Raw genomic sequence first — 25,714 nt, 5'->3', positions numbered from 1 at the left:
GGCCACTACGCTGGTCACGTGCTGGATTTGCATGGGGACCCGATCGAGTTGACCGCGGCGCTGGTCGACATCCCCAGCGAGTCGCGAGCCGAAGCGCGCATCGCCGACGAGGTCGAGGCCGCGCTGCGGGCTCAGACATCCGGCTTCGAGATCGTCCGCAACGGCAACGCCGTCCTGGCGCGCACCCGGCGAAACCGGCCGTCGCGGGTGCTGCTGGCCGGTCATCTCGACACCGTTCCGATCGCCGAAAACCTGCCCAGCCGTCGCTCGGCCGACGAAGAAGGCGACGTGCTTTACGGCTGCGGCACCGCGGACATGAAGTCCGGCGACGCCGTCTTTCTGCACCTGGCTGCCACGGTGGTCGAACCCCTGCACGACCTGACGCTGGTGCTCTACGACTGCGAGGAGATCGACGCGGCCGCAAACGGTTTGGGCCGCATCGAGCGCGAGCTGCCGGACTGGTTGGCCGCCGACGTCGCCATCCTGGGCGAGCCCACCGCGGGCTACATCGAGGCCGGCTGCCAGGGCACCCTGCGAGTCGTGGTCAGCGCCACCGGAACCCGCGCACACTCGGCGCGTTCCTGGCTGGGCGACAACGCGATTCACAAACTCGGTGCTGTGCTGGATCGGCTGGCCCGATACCAGGCCCGCACCGTCGACATCGACGGATGTGAGTACCGCGAAGGCCTGTCGGCCGTGCGGGTAGAGGGCGGGGTGGCCGGCAACGTCATTCCCGACGCCGCGTCGGTCACCGTCAATTACCGCTTCGCGCCCGACCGCTCGCCGGCCGAGGCGCTGCAACACGTGCACGACCTGTTCGACGGGATCGACGTGGGCATCGAGCAGACCGACGGCGCGGCGGGTGCGCTACCCGGCTTGTCGCAGCCGGCCGCCAAGGCGCTGGTCGAGGCCGCCGGTGGGCAAGTGCGGGCCAAATACGGCTGGACCGATGTGTCCCGGTTCGCGGCTTTGGGCATCCCGGCGGTCAACTTCGGGCCCGGTGACCCCAACCTCGCGCACACCCGCGACGAGCGGGTGCCCGTTGCCGCGATCACCGCCGCGGTGGACATGCTCCGGCCCTACCTAGGTGGTTTAGCAGGCGGCTGAGCGCACTGCTGCGCCTGCGCGGCCGCACTGGCAGCCGCTGCCTGCATCCCGGCCGTCGTCAGCTCATCGGTCACCGCACGCAGCGCCGCCTCGTCGCGCGTCGCCAACGCTTTGGCGTGAGCCAGGGCGAGCTGTCCCGCCACGCAGTCGACCTCGTCGCACAGCCGGGCCAGCGGATCCACCGCGCGGATGTCCCCGAGCCGGACGGCCTCGTGCCAGACGCGCAGCGCCACGGCTGACTGGCCGCGGCGTTCTGCCATCCGGGCCGCGTCGCGGGCCGCGGCCACCGCCCCGTGCGAGTCGCGTTCGGACGCCAGCCGCCAGGCACGCGCCACCCCTAGCTCGGGACTGAACAGAGCCGATTTGGTTCCATGCCGGGATTCCGCTCTGCTCAAGGCTTTTGCCGCGCCGGCGATGTCGCCTTGCTGGGCCAGCGCGGTGGCCAGCAGCATCAGCGACAGCGGCCCCCAGGAATAGCCGGTGCGTTCCAGGGCCGCGGCCGCCGGGACCAGCACCGCGGCGGCCTCTGCGAATCTGCCGGCGGCAATCAGCACGTGTGCCAGCAGCACCTCGCCGATCGCCCGGCCCGGCTGCTGCAATTCGGCGAAATCGGTGAACTGCTGCGCTAATTCGGTCGCTGTCTCGAGCCGGCCCGTCATCAGCAGGGTCGTCGTCTCACCCAGGCCGACCGTGAAGCGCAGCAGGCCGGGGTGCTCGGCGCCCAGGGCGCGCTGCGCCAGCCGCTCGACGTCGGTGAACCGGCCTTGGCGCGCCGAGCACAGCGTGGCAGCGCTGGCCGCCCAGGCCACCGCCTGGTCGTCGGCGGCTGGTGAGTTCAGCACCGCATGCGCGATCTCGACGGCACGCTCGATGTTGCCCGCGTTCATCGCGAAGGTCGAACTCAGTGCGTCAAGCGTGAGGCGCGGGCCGACATCGGGTACGCGATTGCGGATGGTCTGCAGGAATGCGGCGGCCCGCTCCGGCTCGCTGAGCATGAAGAACTGATTGGCCGCCCGCAGCAGGGTCCATGTCATCAGCTCTTCTTCGGACAACGCCGCGGAGTCGACGGCGGCCAGCAACGCCTCCGCTTCGCGGCCGCGGCCCTGAAACGCCAGCGAATTGGCCAGCGGCAGCCGCGCCCCGAGTGCCTGAGCGTCTGCGGACCGTTCCAGCGCGGAGCGGGCCAGTCGCTCGCCGAGCGCGAGATCGCCGAGGCGCAGCGCCTGCTGTGCCGCATCGACGACCTCGGGCACCGGTTGCGGCGCGTCGCTGTCCAGCGCCAGGGACGCCAGCCGGAGCCGGTCGGACAGGTGCTCCGACGGACGCCGGGACCGCAGCGTGACCAACTCGGTGCGCCGCTTTCGGGCCCCGTCGGCGCCCAGTGCGGCACGCGCGCGTGCGGAGAACAGCGGGTGGGCGGTGTACACCACCGGATCTTCGGCATGCTCGTCGCGCACCCGGGTTTCCGCCGCGCCCCAGTCCTGCGCCTCCCTGACCGCGCCGTCACCCGCCAGCACGGTGAGATCGGCCAGCGACAGCGGCTCCTCGATGGCGAGATAGTCGAGCACCGCCCGCGCCGCAGTCGGCAACTCGGCGATGAAGGTGTCGACCTCGCCCACGGTGGTCGCCTCGCCGGGCGCGTCGACGTCGATCCGGTCCAGCAGGCCGTCCGTCCACAGCGCCGCGATGGCCTCGGGCGCCGCGTCCGCGCGGGCGGTGACGATCATCCGGGCGGTGCCGGCCAGCGCCAACTGGTAGACGAGGGTGCCCGACAGGATGTCCAGGTCGTGGGCGTCGTCGGCGATCAGCAGCAGCTCGCCCTGCCGATCCCGGCTCAGCGATGCCCGGGCCGCGCGCAGCAGCGCCGCCGGCTTTCCGATGTCGGCGATGTCCACAAGGTGGCTGAAGGCGCCGAACGGCACCACGCGCTCGGTCGGGGTGCCGGTGACCCAGCGGATGAACGTGCTCGGATGCCGGCTCGAGAAATGCTCGGCGGCCAACCGCGCCAGCGTGGACTTGCCCACCCCGTCGGGACCGAGCACCACCGCACCGCGCCGCGCCGGGTCACCCAGGGCCGCATCCAGCTGTTCCAACGCGGACCCGTGTTGCGGGACGTTCCATCGAATCGGCACCGAACAGAGTTTATTGCCGCGCGGTGTCCTGCTGATGACTAGCTAGCGCGAAAGCTCTATATGTGCTCGCTCCGGGCGGCTTTGGTCTACCTTGGCGGTTATGCGCCCCGACGGCGATTCACCCAGCGGATGGGCGGTATGTGTGTACTGCGCGTCGGGACCGACGCATCCCGAATTGCTTGACGTGGCCAGCGAACTCGGCGAAGCGATCGCCGAGCGCGGCTGGACGTTGGTGTGGGGTGGCGGCCACGTTTCGGCGATGGGAGCGGTGGCCAGTGCGGCGCGGGCACGCGGCGGCCGGACCGTCGGGGTGATCCCCCAACAGCTGGTGCGCCGCGAGCTGGCCGACAAGAATGCCGACGAGCTGATCGTCACCGACACGATGCGTGAGCGGAAGCGGATCATGGAAGACCGCTCCGACGCGTTCATCGTGCTGCCCGGCGGTGTCGGCACCCTGGACGAGTTGTTCGAGGCGTGGACGACGGGCTATCTGGGTATGCACGACAAACCCGTGGTGATGCTGGATCCGTGGGGGCACTACGAGGGCTTGTGGCTGTGGTTGAACAACTTGCTCGACAGCGGCTACATCTCCCAGGTGGCGATGGACCGGCTGGTGCTGGTCGATAAGGTGGGTGCCGCAATCGAGGCGTGTGCCCCTGTCTGAGGTCGTCTGCGTCGAGGGGAATCGAGGGATCACGTGTCCGACCACGGTGGGGGAGCACGTAGCCGGATCGGCCTGACCGATATCGCCTCAGGGGTGCCGGGCGTGCTGGCCGACCTGCCGGTGATCGTGCGCGGCGCGGTGACCGGGCTGCTGGTTCAGCCCAACTCCAACAAGTCCATCGGCAGCGTGTTTCAGGATCGTGCCGCTCGCTACGGGGATCGCGTCTTCCTGCGGTTCGGCGATCAGCAACTGACCTACCGCGAGGCCAACGCGGTCGCCAACCGGTATGCCGCCGTGTTGGCGGCGCGTGGTGTCGGCCACGGCGACGTCGTCGCGATCATGCTGCGGAATTCGCCGAACGCGGTGCTGGCGATGCTGGCCACGGTCAAGTGCGGCGCCGTCGCCGGCATGCTCAACTACCACCAGCGCGGCGAGGTGCTGGCGCACAGCCTGGGCCTGCTCGACGCCAAGGTGCTGATCGCGGAGACCGATCTGGTCAGCGCCGTCACCGAGTCCGGTACCTCGGGCACCGCCAACACCCTGACCATCGAAGACCTGGAGCGCTTCTCGCTGGGCGCGGTGGCCACCAACCCCGATTCGGTGGCGACCGTGCACGCCCGCGACACCGCCTTCTACATCTTCACGTCGGGCACGACCGGCTTCCCCAAGGCCAGTGTGATGACGCATCTGCGGTGGCTCAAGGCGCTGGCGGCGTTCGGCGGGCTGGGGCTGCGGCTGAAGAGCTCCGACACCCTGTACAGCTGCCTGCCGCTTTATCACAACAACGCGCTGACGGTGGCGCTGTCGTCGGTGATCAACTCCGGCGCGACGCTGGCGCTGGGCAAGTCGTTTTCGGCGTCGAAGTTCTGGGACGAGGTCATCGAGAGCCGGGCCACCGCGTTCATCTACATCGGCGAGATCTGCCGCTACCTGCTCAACCAGCCGCCCAAAGACACCGACCGCAAACACAAGGTTCGCCTGATCGCCGGCAACGGACTGCGGCCGGAGATCTGGAAGGAGTTCACCAAGCGGTTCGGCATCGCGCGGGTGTGTGAGTTCTACGCCTCCAGCGAGGGCAACACGGCGTTCATCAACATCTTCAACGTGCCGGGGTCGACGGGCATCGCGCCGACGCCGCTGGTGTACGTCGAATACGACCCGGACACCGGTGCTCCGCTGCGTGACGACAAAAGCCGGGTGCGCCGGGTGCCGGCCGGTGAGCCCGGTCTGTTGCTCAGCCCGGTCAACCGGCTGCAGCCGTTTGACGGCTACACCGACAAGGCGTCGAGCGAGAAGAAGTTGGTGCGCAACGCGTTCCGCGACGGTGACTGTTTCTTCAACTCCGGCGACGTGATGAGCCCGCAGGGCATGCGGCACGCCGCGTTCGTCGACCGGCTCGGCGACACCTTCCGCTGGAAGGGCGAGAACGTCGCCACCACCCAGGTCGAGGCGGCGCTGGCGTCGGACAAGGCCGTCGAGGAGTGCACCGTCTTCGGCGTCGAGGTGCCAGACACCGGCGGACGGGCGGGGATGGCTGCGGTCCAGCTGCGCGACGGAGCGAAGTTCGACGGCGAGTCGCTGGCCCGCGCGGTATATGGCCAGCTGCCCGCGTACGCGCTGCCGCTGTTCGTGCGGGTGGTGAAGTCGCTGGAGCACACCACGACGTTCAAGAGCCGCAAGGTGGAGCTGCGCGAGCAGGCCTACGGGCCGGACGTGACGGACCCGCTGTACGTGCTGGCCGGCCGCGACGACGGCTATGTGCCGTACTACGACGAGTATCCCGAAGAGGTAGCGGCCGGTAAGCGACCGCAAGGTTGAAGCCTTGGGGGAGCGCGCCGGCCCATCAGGTCGAGTCGGTAAGCGACCGCAAGGTTGAAGCCTTGGGGGAGCGCGCCGGCCCATCAGGTCGAGCCGGTAAGCGACCGCAAGGTTGAAGCCTTGGGGGAGCGCGCCGGCCCATCAGGTCGAGTCGGTAAGCGACCGCAAGGCTGAAGCCCCGCGGTGAACGGGCACTATGGACGTGTGCAGTCAACTCTGTGCGGCCGGCCCGTTGCGGGGGATCGTGCGCTGGTCATGGCGATTGTCAACCGCACCCCGGACTCGTTCTACGACAAAGGCGCGACCTTCAGCGACGAAGCCGCCAGGGACGCCGTCCACCGGGCCGTCGCGGACGGCGCCGACATCATCGACGTGGGCGGCGTCAAGGCGGGCCCGGGCGAGAACGTCGACGCCGACATGGAGACCGCCCGGCTGGTGCCGTTCGTCGAATGGCTCCGTGGCGCCTACCCGGACCAGCTGATCAGCGTCGACACCTGGCGCTCCGAGGTGGCCAGACTGGCCTGCGCGGCCGGTGCGGACTTGATCAACGACACCTGGGGTGGCTTCGACCCGGCTTTGCCGGAGGTGGCCGTCGAGTTCGGGGCCGGCCTGGTGTGTTCGCACACCGGCGGGGCGCTGCCGCGCACACGTCCGTTCCGGGTGAGTTACGGTACGACCACCCGCGGTGTGGTCGACGACGTGATTTGCCAGGTCACCGCCGCCGCCGAGCGGGCGGTCGCGGCCGGCGTCGCCCCCGACCGGGTGCTGATCGACCCGGCCCACGATTTTGGGAAGAACACCTTCCACGGGCTGGTCCTGTTGCGCCACGTGAGCGAACTTGTTAATACCGGGTGGCCCGTGCTCATGGCTTTGAGCAACAAGGACTTCGTCGGGGAGACTCTGGGTGTGGAATTGACCGAACGGCTTGAGGGGACGCTGGCAGCGACCGCGCTGGCGGCGGCCGCCGGGGTGCGGGTGTTTCGGGTGCATCAGGTCGCGGCGACCCGGCGGGTGCTGGAAATGGTCGCCTCGATCCAGGGCACCCGCGCGCCGGCGCGCACGGTGAGAGGACTGGCATGACGGCATCGGAGTTGGTGGCCCGCGATCTCGCCACCGGGGCCGTCGCGGCCCGGCCCGGCGACGTCTGGCTGTCCAACCACTGCTCGAGTCGCCCTGGCCGGACGCTGGGACAACTGGAGGAGGCGAAGGCGGGGCGCACGATCTCGGTGGTGCTGCCGGCGCTCAACGAGGAAGCAACTATCGCCTCCGTGGTCGACAGCATTTCACCGCTGGTCGACGGGCTGGTCGACGAGCTGATCGTGCTCGACTCCGGCTCGACGGACGAGACCGAGATCCGTGCCATCGCCGCCGGCGCCCGCGTCGTCAGCCGGGAGCAGGCGCTGCCCGAGGTTCCGACCCGGTCCGGCAAGGGTGAGGCGTTGTGGCGCTCGCTCGCGGTGACCAGCGGCGACATCGTCGTGTTCGTCGACTCCGACCTGGTCGACCCGCATCCGATGTTCGTGCCCTGGCTGGTCGACCCGCTGCTGACAGGCGACGGAATTCACCTGGTCAAAAGCTTCTACCGGCGGCCCCTGATGGTCCGCGAGGCCGACGGCGTCGACGACGCGGATGGCAGTGCACCCTCTACCGGTGGGGGGCGGGTGACCGAGCTGGCTGCCCGGCCGTTGCTGGCGGCGCTGCGGCCAGAGCTGGGCTGCATATTGCAGCCGCTGGGCGGCGAGTACGCGGCCACCCGGGAATTGTTGACCTCGCTGCCGTTCGCTCCGGGGTACGGGGTGGAGATCGGCCTGCTGATCGACACCTTCGACCGATTGGGCGTGGGCGCGATCGCACAGGTCAACATGGGTGTGCGGGCCCACCGCAACCGGCCGCTGGCCGAGCTGGGCGCGATGAGCCGCCAGGTGATCGCGACCCTGCTCTCGCGCTGTGGCATCCCCGACTCCGGGGTCGGGTTGACGCAGTTCTTCGCCGACGGCGAGGGCTACACCCGGCACACCTGGCCGGTGTCGCTGGCCGACCGGCCGCCGATGAACGGGGTTAGGCCCCGATAGGGCCCACGCTCGCCGTCCTGTCGGCGGTATAGGGCACTATCGATTCCGTGGCGTTGGTCTTGCTGTATCTCGTGGTGTTGGTGCTGGTGGCGATCGTGCTTTTCGGCGCGGCGAGCCTGCTGTTCGGCCGCGGTGAGCAGTTGCCGCCGCTGCCGCGGGGGACGACGGCGACGGTGCTGCCCGCATACGGCGTCACGGGCACCGACGTCGACGCGGTCAAGTTCACCCAGGTGTTGCGCGGATACAAGACCAGCGAGGTGGACTGGGTGCTGGACCGGCTGGCGCGCGAGCTCGAGGCGCTACGGGGTCAGCTTGCTGCGGTCAACGCCGCTCCGGCCGCCAAAGATGCAGCCAACGACGTCGCCGAGGCGGCGAACAGCGAGGGCGCGCCGAAGGACGAGGATCCGGCGTGACGGATGACGGGCTGATTCGCTGCGGCTGGGCGATGGGCAGGCCCGGTCCCGACTTCGACCTGTACCGCGACTATCACGACAAGGAGTGGGGCCGCCCACTGCGCGGCCGGGTCGCACTGTTCGAGCGGATGAGCCTGGAGGCCTTTCAGAGCGGCCTGTCGTGGTTGACGATCCTGCGCAAGCGGGAGAATTTCCGAAGAGCCTTCTCCGGGTTCGACATCGAAAAGGTTGCTCGCTTCACCGACGCCGATGTGCAACGGCTGATGGCCGACGCCGGGATCGTTCGCAACCGTGCCAAGATCGACGCGACCATTGCCAACGCGCGCGCGGCGGCGGATCTGGCTACGTCAGAAGACCTGTCCGACCTGCTGTGGTCGTTCGCGCCGCCGCCGCGGCCCCGTCCCGCCGACGGATCCCAAATCCCTTCCGCTACTGATGAATCCAAGGCCATGGCGAAGGAACTCAAACGCCGCGGATTTCGCTTCGTCGGCCCTACCACCGCTTACGCGCTGATGCAGGCGACCGGAATGGTCGACGACCACGTGCGTGATTGCTGGGTCCCCTCGCCTCGGTGAGGGCCCGGGCGGCGGGCCCGGCAAACCAGGCCTCCCCGGCCCCGAAGAGGGCCCTACGGACGGGTGTTGTGCATTTAGCGGCAGCAATAGGGAACAATGGAGGGGTGATTTGGCAGTTCAATGTCGGGTATGGCTGGAAATCTGCTGGCGGGGCTAGCTCGCCGCCGTCCAGGCTCGCGAGGACGAGTCAACTCGAATCTGGAGGGAGCACTCGATGGCGGCGATGAAGCCCCGGACCGGAGACGGTCCTCTGGAAGCAACTAAGGAGGGGCGCGGCATCGTAATGCGGGTACCACTTGAAGGTGGTGGCCGCCTCGTCGTGGAGCTCACACCCGACGAAGCCGCTGCCCTGGGCGACGAGCTCAAGGGCGTCACCAGCTGAGTCCGCCCTGGGTCTGGGACTGCTAAGAACACACCTTCCGGTAGATCTCTAGCGTCTGCTCGGCGATGTGCGCCCAGGAGAATTCCTCGATGCACCGCTGGCGTCCGGCGCGTCCGTAGCGCTCGGCTTTCGCCGGGTCCGCGACAAGTTCATTGACCGCTTCAGCCAATTTCGCCTGGTAACCCGCCGCGTCGTCGGCGTCGTAATGCACCAGCGAGCCCGTGATTCCGTCGACGACCACCTCCGGTATTCCGCCCACATCGGAGGCCACCACCGCGGTTGCGCACGCCATCGCTTCCAGGTTCACGATGCCCAGCGGCTCGTACACCGACGAACACACGAAAACTGTCGCTGCCGAGAGTATTTCGCGTAATTCCCCGACGGGAAGCATTTCCCGGATCCAAAAGACCCCGGTGCGAGCGCGGGCGAGTTCATCTACGGCGGCGCGTACTTCGTCGGCGATCTCCGGGGTGTCGGGAGCGCCCGCGCACAGCACCAACTGCACCTCCGGGCTGAATTGGTGTGCGGCAGCGACCAGGTGGCCGACGCCCTTCTGCCGGGTGATGCGCCCGACGAATGCCACCATCGGCCGGTTCGGATCGACGCCGAGCTCGGCCAGCACCGATCCCGCGCTCACCGGTCCGGCCGGATACCACACATCGCTGTCTACCCCGTTGCGGATGACGTGCACCTGGCTCGGATCCAGCGTGGGGTAAACGCGCAGCACGTCCTCGCGCATGCCGGCGCTCACCGCGATCACCGCATCGGCCGCCAGCACTGCGGTGCGCTCCACCCACGACGACACCCGGTAGCCGCCGCCGAGTTGCTCGGCCTTCCACGGCCGCAGCGGTTCCAGTGAGTGGGCGGTCAGAACGTGGGGAATGTCGTAGAGCAATGCGGTCAGGTGCCCGGCCATCCCGGTGTACCAGGTGTGTGAATGCACCACGGTGGCCTCGGCCGCGGCATTGGCCATCACCAGATCCGTGGACAGGGTGGACAGGGCGGCGTTGGCGTTTTGGATCCGCGGGTCGGGTTGATGCGCGACGGCGCCCGGCCGGGGTTCACCCATACAGTGCACGTCCACCGTGCACAGCCGACGCAGCTGGGAGACGAGTTCGGTGACGTGTACGCCGGCCCCCCCGTACACGTCTGGTGGGTACTCCCGAGTCATCATCGCCACCCGCATACACCGCACCGTAGTTTGCTTGTCACGCCGTTCGCGAGTCGGATGCAAAAGCGGCTGGTGAATTCGGCGGCGATGCCGCCGCGCGCCCGGCACAATGATCGATTACGGTGAGCGGCGCGTCACGTTTGCCAAATACCTTGACGGACAGCCCGTCAGAACGGTGGCCCGGGGGATTCCCCCTGGCAGCGGTTCGCGACGGCCGATAGGTTTGGAGCCATGAGGGAAGCACCACACGTGCTGGGCATCGTCCTGGCCGGCGGTGAGGGCAAGCGGCTGTATCCGCTGACCGCGGACCGGGCCAAGCCCGCGGTTCCCTTCGGCGGCGCCTATCGGCTGATCGACTTCGTGCTTTCCAACCTCGTCAATGCCCGCTATCTCAGGATCTGTGTTCTCACGCAATACAAATCGCATTCACTTGACCGTCACATTTCGCAGAACTGGCGATTGTCCGGTCTGGCTGGCGAGTACATCACCCCGGTGCCGGCGCAGCAGCGCCTCGGCCCGCGCTGGTACACCGGCTCCGCCGACGCGATCTACCAGTCCCTGAACCTGATCTACGACGAAGACCCGGACTACATAGTGGTTTTCGGTGCCGACCACGTGTACCGGATGGACCCCGAGCAGATGGTCCAGTTCCACATCGACAGTGGGGCCGGCGCGACCGTGGCCGGCATCCGGGTGCCGCGCAGCGAGGCCAGCGCGTTCGGCTGCATTGACTCCGACGAGTCCGGCCGGATCCGCAATTTCATGGAGAAGCCGCTGGAGCCGCCGGGCACCCCCGACGACCCGGAGACGACGTTCGTCTCGATGGGCAATTACATCTTCACCACCAAGGTGCTCATCGACGCGATTCGTGCCGACGCCGACGACGACCGCTCCGATCACGACATGGGTGGCGACATCATTCCGCGGTTGGTGGGCGACGGGATGGCCGCGGTCTACGACTTCAACGACAACGAGGTGCCCGGCGCCACCGACCGCGACCGCGCCTACTGGCGCGATGTCGGGACGCTGGACGCGTTCTACGACGCGCACATGGATCTGGTGTCGGTGCACCCGGTGTTCAATCTGTACAACCAGCGCTGGCCGATTCGCGGCGCGACCGAGAATCTGGCGCCGGCGAAGTTCGTCAACGGCGGCTCCGCCCAGGAGTCGGTGGTCGGCGCGGGCAGCATCATCTCCGCGGCCTCGGTGCGCAATTCGGTGCTGTCGTCGAACGTCGTGGTCGATGACGGAGCGATCGTCGAGGGCAGTGTGATCATGCCGGGCGTCCGGGTTGGCCGCGGCGCGGTGGTGCGCCACGCGATCCTGGACAAGAACGTCGTGATCGGGCCCGGCGAAATGGTCGGGGTGGATCTGGAAAAGGACCGGGAACGCTTCGCGATCAGCTCCGGCGGCGTGGTCGCGGTGGGCAAGGGCGTCTGGGTCTAGCCGGGAATCTCCGGAATCAACACATGAGCGTCATAACGCGGGCCCCAGTGCAGGGTCAGGCGACCGCGCGGCGAGCTGCGATAGGCCGCGGGTAGCTGGCCGAAGAGCGGATTGCGCGGACACAACCAGCGCCCGGCGACCACTACGCGCAGCTGCTCCCCGGCGCGAAAAAACGTCGCCGACGGGCCCAGCGCAATGTCGACCGGGACCACGTCACCGGCGGACACCGGCTGCGGCTGAGTGCATGTCGCGACCGGCTGCCACGGTTGCGAAAGCTCGGGGTCCAGCGCGCGCAGCGCGACCCGCTGCCAGCCGGTGCTGACCCGGTCGCGCCCATAGCCGTAGGAACCCTCGAATTCGATGAACCGCCCGTCACGCCACTTCTCCACGCCGACGAAGAGGTTCGCATCGTCGCAGCCGTCCAGTTCCACCCACAGCCGTACGGCCATCGGACCGGTCAGCTCCATGTCCACCGGGATCGTCCAACTGAATGATGTTGCCCGAGAACGTGTTCCGACGGTGATGCTGCCGTCCGTCGGTGGTCGATCGGGCGCCAGAGTTCCGGCATCAGCGAGATATATCGGCCGCCAACGCGTACGGGCCAGTGGCCATTCGGATTCTTCGCGCACGGCGGTGACGGTGTCGCGGTCCTCGCGCACCTCGAGGCGCACGCTGCGCGAACCGGGCGCGCCGGTCAACACGTCGCGGAAGAACGTCAACTGCTCGGCACGCGCGGTGTCGGAGTAAAAGGTCGCCCATTTGCCGGCGCGGTGGGTGTAGAGGCGGGCGTGGGTGGACCCGCCGTCGGTGAACGCGCGGATCGAGCCGCGGGTGTGCAAGTTGTTGTCCGAGAAGCTGCCGCACACCAGCATCGGCACCTTGATCGCCGAGAGGTCGGGCGCCAGCGAACGCCAGAAGTCGTCGCGCAGCGGGCGATCCTCCTGCATCTGGGCGAGGCTGTAGCTCTGCCGGGTCGACCGGTACACGGTGCGTCCCCACAATCGGGCGAAGCCGATTTCCCGAATCCCGCCCGGGAACATCAGGTCGCGGTACACGTCGGTGAAGCCTTCCCAGGGGCAGATCGCCCGCAAGGCCGGCGGCTGTATTGCGGCGGCTGCGTACTGGCTGACGGCCAGGTATGACACCCCCAGCATCACGACATTGCCGTCGCACCAGGGCTGACCGGCGAGCCACTGCACGAGATCGTAGGTGTCCTCGGCTTCTTGGCGGGACAGCAGCTTTCCGGTGCCATCGGAATGACCACAGCCGCGCGCGTCGGCGTTCACCACGGTGAAGCCTTGCGCGGTCCACCAGGCCGGGTCCGGGGCCTCCCAACCGGTGAGGGCGGAAAACGTCACCGGTTGCGGCTGGCGCATGGCGCGGTATTGCACCGAGAACGTCCATCGCTTGCCGCGCCGGGTCGCCAGTTTGTCCTTGCCGTAGGGATGGATACTCAGGATGACTGGCCGGGCTTGCTCGCCTTTCCGAAAGACGTTGATCCGCAAGATGGTTCCATCGCGGGTTGGGACGTCGACGTCGCGATCGATCACGATGTCGGCCGGTGGGTCGGTAACACTGACCGGAGGACTGGCGACGCCGCGAATTCGTTCGAGCGCATACCGCAGGGCGCCACGGCGTCGCCATGGCAGGTCGAGGAGAGGTGCCGGGATTTGGGCCACGTCGCCACCCTAAGCCTGCTACCAGACGTAGCGCAGCAGCCGATAGCGTACGCGCTGCGGGTACTCGCCGTACCCGGCCAATTCCTGGGCGAACATCGATTCGTCGAGCTCGGCGAAAGCGCCGGTCATCACGATCGCAGGTCCCGCCGACGGAATGCCATGGTTCCCAACGCGATCAGCACCGCATCGATGGCCAGCAGCCACAGCACCGGCACGACGGTGAAGCTGCTGCCGACCCGCGGAACATGCGCGAAGGGCTCGAGGTCGAGCACCCACTGCGGGAAACGCGCCAACGACCCGATCAGGTACAAGGCGATGAACCCGATCAGTACGCCCCACGCCACCGGCGTGAACCGCGGTGCGAGACCGAACAATCCGACGGTCACGGCCGACGTCAGCCAGACGGCCGGCAACTGCACGGCCGCGGTGCCCAGCACTACGGCCAACTTGCCGCCGACATCGCCGGCCGCGACGCCGTAGACCAGCCCGCCCGTTACCCCGGCGACCAGCATCGCTGCCGCGGACCCGAGCAGGGCGGTCACCAAATGGCTCGCCAGCCAACGGGTTCGCGACACCGCGCCGGCCAGCGTCGTCTCGGCGCGCAAGCCGGATTCCTCCTGGTGCAGTCGCGAGGTGAGCGAGATGGCGAATGCGGAAGCCACCATGCCCATCATCGAGAACGCCACCGCGATGAAGGCCTCCTCCAACACGGTGGTCCCGCCCATCCGCGCGACGATGTCACGCGCCACGCCGCTGCCGACCTCGTCTCCGATGCCGTGCGCCACGCTGCCCATCACCAGGCCGTACAGACACAGGCTCACCGTCCACAGCAGCAGCGCGCCGCGGTCCAGCCGCCACGCCAGCCCGAAGACGTTGCTCAGCGCCGGTGCCGCGCTGGCCGGACCGGCACGCTCGGCGACGAGTCCGGCGCCGACGTCGCGGCCCGCCAGCAGTCGATACGCCACGGTGGCCAGGGCGATCACCGTGACCAGATGCAGCAGCAGCACCCACCAGCGATCGCCCGCGTAGGGCCGCACCTGCAGCGACCAGCCCAGCGGTGAAAGCCACGACAGCGCACCGGAGCTGGCATCGCCGATGGCGCGCAGCGTGAACGCGGCGCCCAGCGCGGCGAAAGCGGCGCCGCGCGCGAATCGTGCGCTCGCCGACAACTGCGCGGTCACCGCGGCCACCGCCGTGAACACCGCGCCCGAGGCGCCCAGCGCGGCGCCGAAGGCCACCGACCCGCCGGGCGGGACCTTGGTGGTGAGCAATCCCGCCGCACCGATCGCGCCGGTGGCAATCGAGGCCCCGAAGGACAGGATCAGCGCCGCGGTGAGACTGGCGTACCGTCCGACCCCGGTCGAGTCCACCAGTTCGGTCCGGCCGCTTTCCTCGTCGGCGCGGGTGTGCCGGATCATCGTGAGAATGACGGCGACCGCGATCAGCACGTGGAACATCCCGGCCTTCCAAATGCCCACCGCGCCAAGGCTGTCGTTGTAGACCTGCCCGTAGAGGGCGCGCTGCGCCGGGCTGGCCATGATGGTCGCCGCGAACCCGGCGCGGCCGGCTTGGGTGGGGTAGAGGTTTTCGATGCTTCCCACATACACGGTCGCCAACGGCAGCGACAGCAGCAGAATCCACAACGGCGCCGAGACCCGGTCGCGGCGCAGATAGAGGCGCAGCATCGAAAGCGTTCCGGTGAAATTCGAACTTCGTTGTGGGGCAGAGTGTCCCGGGTGGCCCGGCCGATCGAGTGTTGCGGTGCTCATGATGCCGACACCTTCTTCTCGCTGCGCCCGGTGTCGTAGTGCCGCAGGAAGAGCTCCTCGAGTGTCGGTGGCTGGCTGACCAGGCTGCGCACCCCGGCGTCGCCCAGCACCCGGATGAGTTCCCCGAGGCTGTCGCCGTCGACCTGTGCGCGCAGGGTGTTGCCCTCGACGCTGACGTCCTCGACTCCCTTGATTCGACTGAGATCGCCAGGATCGCCGGTCATTTCCGCCCTGATCGACGTGCGGCTGAGGTGCCGCATCGAGTCGAGCGAACCGCTCTCGATGGTCTTACCGGCCCGGATGATGGTCACCGTTTGGCACAGAGCTTCGGTTTCGGCCAGGATGTGGCTGGACAGCAACACCGTCACACCACGGTCGCGGGCCTCGGCGACGCATTGCTGAAATATGTTCTCCATCAACGGGTCCAGCCCGCTGCTCGGTTCGTCCAGCAGTAGCAAGCTGGCTCGGGACGAGAAGGCCGAAATCAGCGAGACCTTTTGCCGGTTGCCCTTGGAGTAGGTGCGCGACTTCTTGGTCGGGTCGAGGTCGAAGCGCTCGATCAGCTCGCGGCGCCGTTGGTCGTCGATGCCGCCGCGCATACGGGCCAGCAGATCGATCGTTTCGCCGCCGCTCAGTGCCGGCCAGAGCGTGACATCACCTGGTACGTAAGCGATATGGCGGTGCAATTCGACGGCATCAGTCCACGGGTCACCACCCAGCAGTCGCACGCTTCCGCTGTCGGCTTTGACCAGGCCCAACAGGATGCGGATCGTGGTCGACTTGCCGGCGCCGTTGGGGCCGAGAAAGCCGTGCACTTCACCCTGACGCACCGTCAGGTCGAGGCCGTCCAGCGCCCGTGCCGCACCGAAGTTCTTGGTGAGATTGCGGATTTCGATGGGTGCGATATCAGCTGCCATGGGATTCTCCTTGATCTTCTGCGGCCAGGAATGTGTCATACATGGTGCGGTCGGCCATCAACCCCTCGGTGTAGATCTCCAGTGCGGGCAGCACCATATCGCGGGCGTAGTCGCGCAGGACCGCCCGCAAATCTGTTGGGGTTGGATGCATTTGGATATAGAGCAGCAGGCCGCCGCCCGAGCTGATGGCCAGAAACTTGGCCCTGGCGTGGGGATCGCGACTGGGCTTGATCGTCCCGGCCCGCACGCCGTCGGCAAAGTATTGCTCGGCATTGTCAATCATTCGCTGCCACAACATCTTCGCCAGCTCGCCGCCGGTCTGCAGGCTGCGCACCACGTAACCGGTGAGCGCCGCGTAGGACTCGATCTCCGCCATCTGTCCCAGCCAGCCGGCTGGATCGTTGGATGTGAGCGCTTCCGACTTGGTATCGCGGATCTCCTCGGCGACGTAGTCGTCGCACGCCTTGCGCAGGCCTTCCTTCGAGCCGAAGTGGTGAATGACCAATGCCGCGCTCACACCCGCGGCCTCGGCGATGGCACGCAGCCCGACGGCGAAACCGTGCTGGGCGAATTGCTCGATCGCCGCATCGCGGATCCGAGCGGCGGTGGTCAGGTCGTCTGAACGCATGTTCAGTAGATTAAACAGACGTTCAGCCGAAGGTCAAGGAGGCCGCCCCGAGGGATCTCGCGAAGGAAGGTCGTCTATTGGCTCGTCGAGCTGGCAGGTCGGCTAGTCGCGGACCGCTGCCAAGACCCCGTCACCGAGCGGCACCAGCGCGGGCGTCAGCCGCTCATCTTCGGCGATCAACCGGGCCGCCTCCCGGACCGCGATCACCTCAGCGTCGCGCGCCGCGGGATCGCCGGCCCGTCCGCCCAGCGCCGAGCCGTGCACGACGATGATGCCGCCGGATCGCAGCAGCCGCACGCCCTCGACGACATAGTCGGGCTGGTCGATCGGGTCGGCGTCGACGAACACCAGATCGTAGGACTCGTCGGCGAGTCGGGTGAGCACCTCTTGGGCGCGGCCGCTGATCAGCCGGGTGCGCGACGGGCCGATGCCGGCTTCGGAGAAGGCCTGCTTGGCCAGCCGCAGATACTCGGGCTCGATATCGATCGTGGTCAACACCCCGTCATCGCTCATCCCCGACAACAACCAGAGTCCGCTGACCCCGGCGCCCGTTCCGACCTCCGCGACCGCCTTGCCGCCGCTGAGCTTGGTCAGCAGGCTCAGCAGCGCGCCGACCGCGGGCGTCACGGCCCGAGCACCGATATCGACGGAGCGTTCGCGGGCGCCTGCCAGGATCGCGTCCTCCGATATCGACCCCTCCGCGTGCGCGGAGAGCGATTCTGCCCGACTGGGGACCGCCTGGCCGGGGGTTTCTTCGTCGGTGCCGTCCATGCCCGCAGCGTATTGCATGTCGGCGCCCGGACCGTCAGGCGCGCCTGCGCGGGATCGTTTCCGACACGCCCGGGAACGCCGGCGCGGCCTAAGTCACTCTGACCGGAATATGCCCTGCTTACGCCAGGTAACAAAAAGGTTTCTCAGCCAAACCTCAGATTGCTCCTATGCCGCCCATACGCCGGTGCGCGACGGTGACGGTATGGAACGTGGAGGACGTTGGGTGGGGAATATGGACTGGGAACTTCGTGTTGGCGCAGGTGATGGACTGCCGTCAACAGGCAGGGCGAGTTATTCGGAGGAATCGATCAACACCACTCTCTTGAGCCCGAGCACGATGTCGCACGCCCAGGAATGCCCCGACGACGAATGGGTCGAACCGGCTGACGGGCTGCAGGGCACCGCCGTGTTCGACGCGACCGGGGACAAGACGACGATGCCGTCCTGGGATGAATTGGTGCGTCAGCACGCGGATCGGGTGTACCGGCTGGCCTACCGGCTGTCGGGTAATCAGCAAGACGCCGAGGATCTGACCCAGGAGACGTTCATCCGGGTGTTCCGGTCGGTGCAGAACTATCAGCCGGGAACCTTCGAGGGCTGGCTGCACCGCATCACCACGAATTTGTTCCTTGACATGGTGCGCAGGCGCGCCCGCATCCGGATGGAAGCATTGCCGGAGGACTACGACCGGGTTCCGGCCGACGAGCCCAACCCCGAGCAGATCTATCACGATGCCCACCTCGGGCCCGACCTGCAGGCTGCCCTGGATTCGCTGCCGCCGGAGTTTCGTGCCGCCGTGGTGCTGTGCGACATCGAAGGCCTGTCCTACGAGGAGATCGGCGCCACGCTGGGCGTCAAGCTGGGCACCGTCCGCAGCCGGATACACCGCGGACGTCAGGCTTTGCGCGACTACCTGGCCGCGCACTCCGAGCCGGAAACCCACGCCAAATCGGCTTAGGCCGGGCGCAAGCACGGCTTTCGGGCCGATAATCATGCGATTTCGCGAGATGCATAGCGGTGCCGGGCACCTTGTCGCGCTACATTCGAGGGGTACGTGGCAGCGAAAGGAACTGGTGATGGCCGACCGGGGACATGTGTTCCGTCGCGCGTTCTCCTGGCTCCCCGCCCAGTTCGCCTCCCAAAGTGATGCCCCGGTGGGCGCGCCGCGTCAATTCGGTTCGACCGAGCATCTGTCCGTCGAGGCGATCGCCGCGTTTGTCGACGGTGAGCTGCGGATGAACGCCCACTTGCGGGCCGCCCATCACCTCTCGCTATGCCCGCAATGCGCGGCCGAAGTCGATGACCAGAGCCGGGCGCGTGCCGCGCTGCGCGACTCCCACCCGATCCGCATCCCCAGCACCCTGCTCGGCCTGCTGTCGGAGATCCCGCACTACCCGCCCGACGACACGCCCTCGCGGGCGCCCGACGGTTTCGCTGATCGCGATGTGCGCGACCAGCGTAAGCGCCGGTAGCAGCCGGGTCGCCCCAGCACGTGGGTTCAAGCCGACCGGTGAGCAACCGTGGATACTAGGGTGGACGCAAACAGTGCCGTGCCTGGGCTTGCCCTGGACAAGGGTCCGGTGCGAGGCCTGTTTCGAGCACTCAAGCAGCGGATCTAAAGGGGTAACGTGACCTCCGACCAAGGCTTCGATCCTGGGCAGGACAGCGGCAATAACGGAGGCAACCGCCTGGCGCCGCGCCCCATCTCCCGGCCACCGGTCGACCCCGCGTCGCGTCAGGCGTTCAGTCGTCCCGCTGGGTTGCAGGGGTCTTTTGTCGCGGAGCGGGTGCGCCCGTCGAAGTACCGGGACCAGACCGAGTTCAATCCGCACGATGAACGCCGCGACCCGGTGCTCGAAGAGGCGTTCAGCAAGCCGGTCGGCGGCACCGAGTCGCTGCAGCGCCACCCCGTCGACGCCACCGCGCTGGCGGCCGAGCAGAACGGATTCGACGAGGACGAGTCGGACGATCCGTGGCGGGACCCGGGCGCCGCGGCGGCACTGGGAAGCCCGGCAGTAGCTCAGTCGACATCGCACACCCCGTCGGGGTACGGCGGCAAGCTCGGCGTGCGTGATGTCCTGTTCGGCCGGAAGGTCTCCTACCTCGCGCTGGCCGTCCTGCTCGCGATCGCGCTGGTCATCGGCGCCGTCGGCGGGCTGATCGGCCGCAAGACGGCCGAGGTCGTCGACGCCTTCACCACCTCGAAGGTGACGTTGTCCACCAACGGCAGCACCGAGGAGCCCGCGGGCCGCTTCGCCAAGGTGGCGGCCGCGACCGCCAACTCGGTGGTGACCATCGAGTCGAAGAGCGACCAAGAGGGCATGCAGGGCTCCGGCGTCGTCATCGACGGCCGCGGTTACATCGTCACCAACAACCACGTGATCTCCGAGGCCGCGAACAACCCCAGCCAGTTCAAGACGACGGTGGTGTTCAACGACGGCAAGGAAGTGCCGGCCAACCTGGTCGGTCGCGACCCCAAGACCGACTTGGCCGTGCTCAAGGTCGATAACGTCGACAACCTGAGCGTGGCGCGCCTCGGCGATTCCGACAAGGTGCGCGTCGGTGACGAGGTTCTTGCGGCGGGTGCGCCGCTGGGGCTGCGCAGCACCGTGACGCACGGCATCATCAGCGCGCTGCACCGCCCCGTCCCATTGTCGGGGGAGGGGTCCGACACCGATACCGTCATCGACGGGGTCCAAACGGACGCGTCGATCAACCACGGCAACTCCGGCGGCCCGCTGATCGACATGGATTCCCAGGTGATCGGCATCAACACCGCTGGAAAGTCGTTGTCCGACAGCGCAAGTGGGCTGGGCTTCGCGATCCCGGTCAACGAGGCGAAGGAAGTCGCCCAGACGCTGATCAAAGACGGAAAGATCGTGCACCCGACGCTCGGGGTCAGCACCCGGTCGGTGAGCAACTCGATCGCCGCCGGTGCCCAGGTCGCCAACGTCAAGGCGGGCAGTCCCGCGCAAAAGGGCGGAATCCTGGAAAACGACGTGATCGTCAAGGTCGGAAACCGCAAGGTCGCCGACGCCGACGAGTTCGTCGTCGCCGTGCGGCAGCTGACCATCGGGCAGGACGCCCCGATCGAGGTGGTCCGTGATGGCCGCAACGTCACCCTGACCGTCAAACCCGACCCAGATAACGGCTAGATGTTCGGGAACCTGAGCTGGGAGCACATCCTGGTCCTCGTGGTGGTCGGGCTGGTGATCCTTGGGCCGGAGCGGCTTCCGGGTGCGATCCGCTGGACGTCGACCTCGCTGCGGCAGGCCCGCGACTACCTCAGCGGTATGACCAGCCAACTGCGCCAGGACCTCGGGCCCGAGTTCGACGATCTGCGCGGACCGCTGAGCGAGCTGCAGAAATTGCGGGGGATGACGCCGCGCGCCGCGCTGACCAAGCATCTGCTGGACGGCGACGACTCATTCCTCACCGGAAACTTCGACCGCCCGGCGGCCAACGGCACGCCGAACGGGGTGCAAAACGCAGCCCAGCAGCATGCGCCCGGCCCGGTGCCGTACGACACCGACGCAACCTAGCCGGTGACGATGCGGGCCGTGTCGGCCCGCCGCGGAGGCGGGCCATCGGGCCTGAGCGGCTAGCGCCGGGTCGGATCGAGTCCCAGCGACACGCCTGCCAATCCACGCTTTCGTGCCGACAGCTTGTCGGCCACGCTGCGCAGCTCCTTTCCCACCGGCGAATCGGGTGCGCTCAGCACGATCGGGACCCCCGAATCACCGGCAGCCACCAGCGCCGGGTCCAGCGGGATCTGACCCAGCAGCGGCACCTCGGCGCCCACCGCGCGAGAGAGCCGCTCGGCCACCTGCACGCCGCCCCCCTCGCCGAACACCTGCATGGTCGAGCCGTCCGGCAGGACGAGCCCGGACATGTTCTCCACGACGCCGACGATGCGCTGGCGGGTTTGCAGCGCGATGCTGCCGGCCCGCTCGGCGACCTCGGCGGCGGCCAACTGCGGCGTGGTCACGACCAGGATCTCCGCGTTGGGGATCAGCTGAGCCACCGAGATCGCGATGTCGCCGGTACCGGGCGGCAGATCGAGCAGCAGCACGTCCAGGTCGCCCCAGTACACGTCGGCCAGGAACTGCTGCAACGCCCGGTGCAGCATCGGTCCGCGCCACACCACCGGGGTGTTGCCCTCGGTGAACTGCGCGATCGAGATGACCTTCACCTCGTGGGCGATCGGCGGCAGGATCATCGACTCGACCTGCGTGGGCCGGTCGGTGGTGCCCATCATCCGGGGGATGGAATGGCCGTGGATATCGGCGTCGAGCACGCCGACCGACAGGCCGCGGGCGGCCATCGCGGCGGCCAGATTGACCGTGACGCTCGACTTCCCCACGCCGCCCTTGCCGGATGCGACCGCATAGACCCGGGTCAGCGAGCTGGGCTGGGCGAACGGGATGACGGGCTCGCGGGCGTCGCCGCGCAACTGCTTGCGCAGCTCGGTGCGCTGCTCGTCGTTCATCACGTCCAGGCTGACTTTCACCGCCCCGGTGCCGGGGACGTCGGAGACGGCCTGGCCGACGCGGTCGGTGATTTCGGTCTTTTTCGGGCAGCTCTCGGTAGTCAGGTAGATCGCGACGTGCACGCCGCCGTCGGAGTCGACATCGATGCTCTTGACCATCCCCAGTTCGGTGATGGGACGCCGCAATTCGGGGTCGATCACCTTGCCCAGGGCGGTGCGGATAGCTGCGTTCAACTCGCCAGTCTCATGACGGGACATCACCGCCGAGTGTAGGCGGCTCGGCTTTCGCGCCGCTGGCAGGCGTCAGCCGGGCGGAGCGGGCGCCTGCGCCGCTGGTGCGATCGGCGGGGCCGGGTTCGCTGGTGGCGGCGGGGCTTGCGGTGCGAACGGTGCCGGGGCCTGCGGTGCGAACGGTGCCGGGGCCTGCGGTGCGAACGGCGGCGGGGCCTGCGGTGCGAACGGCGGCGGGGCTTGCGGGGCAAAGCCCTGCGGCCCGAGTTGCGGTCCTCCGGTCGGCGGGGTCTGCGAGCTGATGCAGATCACCGTGCACCCGGGCATGTGCCCCGTTGTCGGCGCTTGGCTTGGCGGTGGCGTCATCCACGGGAACATCGGCGGCGGCGCGACGCTCGCCTGCGGCGGCAGGCCGGTCAGGTCGATCAACGGCATCCGCGCCAGCGGGTCGTCCTGCGGCAGGCCGATCATGTTGATCGGCAGGCCGGGCCCCAGCCCCTCCGGATGCTCGTCATGTGCGTTTCCGAGCGGCGGTGGGGGTCCGGTGATCGGCGGGAGATCGACCGGGACCACGCCGGTGGCGTAGGCCGCGGCCCAGCCCAGCACGTTCTGGGCGTAGGCCGTCGAGTTGTTGTAGCGCAGGATCGCGGCCATGACCTGCGCCGGGTCGCGCAGGTTCAGCGCGCCGCTGCAGAGGTAGCGGGCGGCCGTCAGCGTCGAGTCGAACAGATTTTGCGGGTCGGCCACACCGTCGCCGTCGCCGTCGGCCGCATAACGCGCCCACGTGCCCGGCAGGAACTGCATGGGCCCCAGCGCGCGGGCGTAGGTGACGCGGTTGCCGGCGCTGCTCGAGATAATCACCTCGTTGCCGGGCAACGTGCCGTCCAGGGAGGGGCCGTAGATCGGGGTCACCGCGGTGCCGCGTGAGTCGACGGCGCCGCCGCTCGCGTGGCCCGACTCGATGCGCCCGATGCCGGCCAGCAAGTTCCAGCTGACGCCGCAGGCCGGATCGGAGACGGCCATCTTCTGTTCCGCGTTGCGGTAGGCGGTCAGCGCCATCATCGGAATTCCCAGCGCACCGGGCGCACTCACCACCCTGGGTGGCGGCGGAGCCGATGCGGCGCCCGCCGCGACGTGGAAGGCCGTCGGCGCCCGGTCGATGGCGATGACAACCGGCCCGGACAGGTCGGGAACCGTCGGGGACACGGCGGCGACGGGAGTGATGACGGCATGCACCGACGGGATAGGACTCTTGCCGTGGATGGGCTCTGGCGTCGCGCCCACGGCACCCGCGAACACCAGCGGGCTGATCACCGCCACGCTGAATGCCTGTGCCCGAGTTACGGGAAGCCCCCACTTCCGCACCGCCGCGACGGCCGGGCGTGCACCCAAGCGACCCCCTATGCGCACTCCACCGTCCTAGGTATGCGGGTCGCCGGAGACACTGTGAGCTGCCGGAAACCTGTTCTTAGCCTCGTGAACTAGATCACCATACATAACTCTTGTGACGGGAGTGGCGCAATGGTGGATCCGGTATTCACGGGGATTCCTTACTAGTCCGCAGTGGCCCGAGCCAGGTCGTCACCGGCGTGCCGGGGGCTCCTCCACCGGGACTTTCAGGTCCGGGCGGGTCAGCAGGGTGCGCAGTTCTTCCAGCTCGTCGCGCAGGTATTCGCGGGTGACCACCTCGCCGATAGCCAGCCGCAGCGCGGCCAGCTCGCGGGACAAGTACTCGGTGTCGGCTTTGGTCTGGGCCGCGCGGCGACGGTCCTCTTCGAGCGTGACCCGGTCCCGGTTCTCCTGACGGTTCTGGGCCAGCAAAATGAGCGGCGCGGCATAGGCGGCCTGCGTGGAGAAGGCCAGATTGAGCAGGATGAACGGGTAGGGGTCAAAGCGCAGACTCACCGCGGCGAGGTTCACCGCGATCCACGCGATCACGATGACCGTCTGTATCAGCAGGTAGCGGCCGGTGCCGAAGAAACGCGCGATGGCCTCGGTGCTCTGCCCGACCGTCTCGGGGTCCAACCGCAGGGAGATCCCGCGCGATGTCCGCGGGGTGTACAGCCGCCGCGGGGCCGTCGGTTTGCTCACGAAGCCCCCTCGGTTGCGTCGCCGCGTCCGATAGCGCCGGTCAGCTCTTGGGCATCCGCGCGCCAGTCGTGTGGCAGCAGGTGGTCGAGCAGGTCGTCGACGGTGACGGCGCCCAGCAGGTGGTTTGCGGCGTCGACGACGGGACCGCACACCAGGTTGTAGGCGGCGAAGTAGCGCGTCACGGCGGCCAGCGTGGTCTCCGGGGTCAGGGTGTAGAGGTCACTATCGACGATTCCGCCGATCAGCTCGCTCGGCGGTTCGCGAAGCAGCCGCTGTAGCGGAACACAGCCCAGGTATCGACCGGTGGGTGTGGCGGTCGGCGGGCGCGCCACGAACACCATCGACGACAGTGCGGGGGTGAGGTCGGGGTCGCGGGCCAGTGCCAGTGCCTCGGCCACCGTGGTGTCGGCGGTCAGCACCACCGGATCGGACGTCATCAATCCACCCGCGGTGTCGGGGGAGTGCTTCAAAAGCCTTCGCACCGGGGCGGATTCGTCCGGGTCCATCCGGGCCAGCAGCAGCTCGGCATCCGTCGGATTCAGCTCGCCGAGCAGGTCGGCGGCATCGTCGGGGTCCATCTCTTCCAGCACGTCGGCCGCGCGTTCGGTGCCCAGCTGCGACAGTGCGTCGGCCTGCTCCGACTCGGGCAACTCCTGCAGGATGTCGGCCAGCCGCTCGTCTGTCAGGGCCTTGAACACCTCGGTACGCCGCTTGGCCGGCAGCCCGCGGATGGCGTCGGCCACGTCGACCGCGCGCCGTCCCTCGAATTGATTGAGCAGTTGAGCCACCGCCTGGCCCGGCATCGCCAACGCCGAGGGCGTCAATCCGTGCACGCTCTGCCAGTCGACCACATGCACCGGCCCGCGCCGTCCGAGTCGACGCGTGCTTCGCACGGCGATCCTGGTCACCAGCCAGTCGCGGGTGCGGGACTGCTCGATGCCCAGGTCGGTGATCACGACGTCACGGCCGACCAGCTCCGGGAGTTCGGGGTCGTTGACCGTGACCGCAGTGTCGAGGATCTGACCGCTCGCCAGCACCTCGCCCGGACGCTGTTCGAAGTGGCGCAGCGAGACGCTTCCGGTGTTGAGCGTCACGGCGTTGGGCTCGATCGCGGCGACCCGCAGCATCGGGATGAAAATGCTGCGGCGGGTCGCCAGATCGACGACCAGCCCCAACACCCGCGGTTGCTGGCGGACGATGCTGATGTTGATCACGACATCGCGGATGCGCCCGAAGTTTTCGCCCATCGGCCCCAGCACCAACATCCGTGCCAGCCGCGCCACGTACACCCTGTTGACCGATGCCATGGAAGAGAGCCTAGGCAGCCGGTTGCGCGATGGCAGCGAACCGGCTCTGGCG

Annotated in this window: 24 protein-coding genes; 13 read left to right on the top strand and 11 right to left on the bottom strand. The window is 68.2% G+C overall.

Annotated features, from left to right (window positions below; translation table 11 throughout):
* The first annotated feature begins 18 nt into the window (after positions 1-18).
* Positions 19-1,107, top strand: a complete 1,089-nt coding sequence (gene dapE / locus OK015_RS23180) for a succinyl-diaminopimelate desuccinylase (RefSeq protein WP_268126467.1) — start codon at positions 19-21, stop codon at positions 1,105-1,107.
* Here dapE and OK015_RS23175 read toward each other — a convergent pair.
* Complete coding sequence (locus OK015_RS23175; RefSeq protein ID WP_268126465.1) at positions 1,080-3,239, bottom strand: AAA family ATPase; 2,160 nt, start codon at positions 3,237-3,239, stop codon at positions 1,080-1,082. The genes dapE and OK015_RS23175 overlap by 28 nt on opposite strands.
* A gap of 100 nt (positions 3,240-3,339) precedes the next feature.
* Here OK015_RS23175 and OK015_RS23170 point away from each other — a divergent pair, with 100 nt between their 5' ends.
* The 7 genes from OK015_RS23170 (at position 3,340) to OK015_RS23140 (ending at position 9,163) form a co-directional block, all read left to right on the top strand.
* Positions 3,340-3,903 (top strand): TIGR00730 family Rossman fold protein, encoded by a 564-nt coding sequence (locus OK015_RS23170; protein WP_268126462.1) that lies wholly within the window; start codon positions 3,340-3,342, stop codon positions 3,901-3,903.
* Positions 3,904-3,936: 33 nt separating this feature from the next.
* A complete protein-coding gene (gene fadD6, locus OK015_RS23165) occupies positions 3,937-5,721 on the top strand; it encodes a long-chain-acyl-CoA synthetase FadD6 (RefSeq protein ID WP_268126459.1) in 1,785 nt (594 codons plus the stop codon).
* A gap of 255 nt (positions 5,722-5,976) precedes the next feature.
* On the top strand, positions 5,977-6,801 hold the full coding sequence (folP, locus tag OK015_RS23160) for a dihydropteroate synthase (protein ID WP_268126457.1): 825 nt from the start codon (positions 5,977-5,979) through the stop codon (positions 6,799-6,801).
* Entirely contained in the window at positions 6,798-7,793 is a 996-nt protein-coding gene (locus OK015_RS23155; protein WP_268126455.1) for a glucosyl-3-phosphoglycerate synthase, read from the top strand. The genes folP and OK015_RS23155 overlap by 4 nt, the downstream gene beginning before the upstream one ends.
* Before the next feature lie 47 nt (positions 7,794-7,840).
* Entirely contained in the window at positions 7,841-8,206 is a 366-nt protein-coding gene (locus OK015_RS23150) for a DivIVA domain-containing protein (protein WP_268126453.1), read from the top strand.
* Positions 8,203-8,781, top strand: coding sequence for a DNA-3-methyladenine glycosylase I (locus tag OK015_RS23145; protein WP_268126451.1), 579 nt, complete (start codon positions 8,203-8,205; stop codon positions 8,779-8,781). The genes OK015_RS23150 and OK015_RS23145 overlap by 4 nt, the downstream gene beginning before the upstream one ends.
* A 214-nt stretch (positions 8,782-8,995) precedes the next feature.
* On the top strand, positions 8,996-9,163 hold the full coding sequence (locus OK015_RS23140) for a DUF3117 domain-containing protein (protein WP_003406247.1): 168 nt from the start codon (positions 8,996-8,998) through the stop codon (positions 9,161-9,163).
* A 22-nt stretch (positions 9,164-9,185) separates the two neighbouring features.
* On the opposite strand, the gene glgA is transcribed toward OK015_RS23140, so the two are convergent.
* A complete protein-coding gene (gene glgA, locus OK015_RS23135) occupies positions 9,186-10,349 on the bottom strand; it encodes a glycogen synthase (RefSeq protein ID WP_268126449.1) in 1,164 nt (387 codons plus the stop codon).
* Positions 10,350-10,565: 216 nt separating this feature from the next.
* On the opposite strand from glgA, the gene glgC reads away from it, so the two are divergent.
* Positions 10,566-11,780, top strand: coding sequence for a glucose-1-phosphate adenylyltransferase (gene glgC / locus OK015_RS23130; RefSeq protein ID WP_268126448.1), 1,215 nt, complete (start codon positions 10,566-10,568; stop codon positions 11,778-11,780).
* Here the strand turns inward: glgC and OK015_RS23125 are convergent.
* The 5 genes from OK015_RS23125 to OK015_RS23105 all read right to left on the bottom strand — a co-directional run bounded on the left by OK015_RS23125 (position 11,777) and on the right by OK015_RS23105 (position 17,544).
* Positions 11,777-13,459, bottom strand: a complete 1,683-nt coding sequence (locus OK015_RS23125; protein WP_268126445.1) for a CocE/NonD family hydrolase — start codon at positions 13,457-13,459, stop codon at positions 11,777-11,779. The two genes, glgC and OK015_RS23125, sit on opposite strands and share 4 nt — an antisense overlap.
* 128 nt (positions 13,460-13,587) lie before the next feature.
* On the bottom strand, positions 13,588-15,228 hold the full coding sequence (locus OK015_RS23120; RefSeq protein WP_268126444.1) for an ABC transporter permease: 1,641 nt from the start codon (positions 15,226-15,228) through the stop codon (positions 13,588-13,590).
* Complete coding sequence (locus OK015_RS23115; protein WP_268126443.1) at positions 15,225-16,145, bottom strand: ABC transporter ATP-binding protein; 921 nt, start codon at positions 16,143-16,145, stop codon at positions 15,225-15,227. The genes OK015_RS23120 and OK015_RS23115 overlap by 4 nt, the downstream gene beginning before the upstream one ends.
* Positions 16,135-16,773: a TetR/AcrR family transcriptional regulator gene (locus tag OK015_RS23110; protein WP_268126442.1), complete on the bottom strand. Its 639-nt coding sequence runs from the start codon at positions 16,771-16,773 to the stop codon at positions 16,135-16,137. Before OK015_RS23110 ends, OK015_RS23115 begins: the two co-directional genes overlap by 11 nt.
* A gap of 102 nt (positions 16,774-16,875) precedes the next feature.
* The gene (locus tag OK015_RS23105) at positions 16,876-17,544 is read right to left on the bottom strand and encodes an O-methyltransferase (RefSeq protein WP_268126441.1); all 669 of its coding nucleotides are present in this window, start codon (positions 17,542-17,544) and stop codon (positions 16,876-16,878) included.
* A 202-nt stretch (positions 17,545-17,746) separates the two neighbouring features.
* On the opposite strand from OK015_RS23105, the gene sigE reads away from it, so the two are divergent.
* The 4 genes from sigE to tatB all read left to right on the top strand — a co-directional run bounded on the left by sigE (position 17,747) and on the right by tatB (position 21,086).
* A complete protein-coding gene (gene sigE / locus OK015_RS23100) occupies positions 17,747-18,502 on the top strand; it encodes an RNA polymerase sigma factor SigE (protein WP_268126439.1) in 756 nt (251 codons plus the stop codon).
* Positions 18,503-18,620: 118 nt separating this feature from the next.
* Entirely contained in the window at positions 18,621-19,016 is a 396-nt protein-coding gene (gene rseA, locus OK015_RS23095; protein ID WP_268126436.1) for an anti-sigma E factor RseA, read from the top strand.
* Positions 19,017-19,172: 156 nt separating this feature from the next.
* Entirely contained in the window at positions 19,173-20,699 is a 1,527-nt protein-coding gene (htrA, locus tag OK015_RS23090; RefSeq protein ID WP_268126434.1) for a serine protease HtrA, read from the top strand.
* Positions 20,700-21,086 carry a Sec-independent protein translocase protein TatB gene (gene tatB / locus OK015_RS23085; RefSeq protein WP_268126432.1) on the top strand — a complete coding sequence of 129 codons (387 nt, stop codon included), beginning with the start codon at positions 20,700-20,702 and terminating at the stop codon, positions 21,084-21,086.
* 59 nt (positions 21,087-21,145) lie between these two features.
* On the opposite strand, the gene OK015_RS23080 is transcribed toward tatB, so the two are convergent.
* The 4 genes from OK015_RS23080 to OK015_RS23065 form a co-directional block, all read right to left on the bottom strand.
* On the bottom strand, positions 21,146-22,291 hold the full coding sequence (locus tag OK015_RS23080; RefSeq protein ID WP_268126429.1) for an Mrp/NBP35 family ATP-binding protein: 1,146 nt from the start codon (positions 22,289-22,291) through the stop codon (positions 21,146-21,148).
* Positions 22,292-22,336: 45 nt separating this feature from the next.
* Complete coding sequence (locus tag OK015_RS23075) at positions 22,337-23,674, bottom strand: lytic transglycosylase domain-containing protein (RefSeq protein WP_268126427.1); 1,338 nt, start codon at positions 23,672-23,674, stop codon at positions 22,337-22,339.
* Positions 23,675-23,845: 171 nt separating this feature from the next.
* The gene (locus tag OK015_RS23070; protein ID WP_268126426.1) at positions 23,846-24,355 is read right to left on the bottom strand and encodes a DUF1003 domain-containing protein; all 510 of its coding nucleotides are present in this window, start codon (positions 24,353-24,355) and stop codon (positions 23,846-23,848) included.
* A complete protein-coding gene (locus tag OK015_RS23065) occupies positions 24,352-25,662 on the bottom strand; it encodes a magnesium transporter MgtE N-terminal domain-containing protein (RefSeq protein ID WP_268126424.1) in 1,311 nt (436 codons plus the stop codon). Before OK015_RS23065 ends, OK015_RS23070 begins: the two co-directional genes overlap by 4 nt.
* Between the last annotated feature and the right edge of the window lie 52 nt (positions 25,663-25,714).

It is taken from the genome of Mycobacterium sp. Aquia_216 (assembly GCF_026723865.1).
Taxonomy (GTDB): Bacteria; Actinomycetota; Actinomycetes; order Mycobacteriales; family Mycobacteriaceae; genus Mycobacterium.
This window is presented reverse-complemented; position numbering and strand designations above follow the sequence as displayed.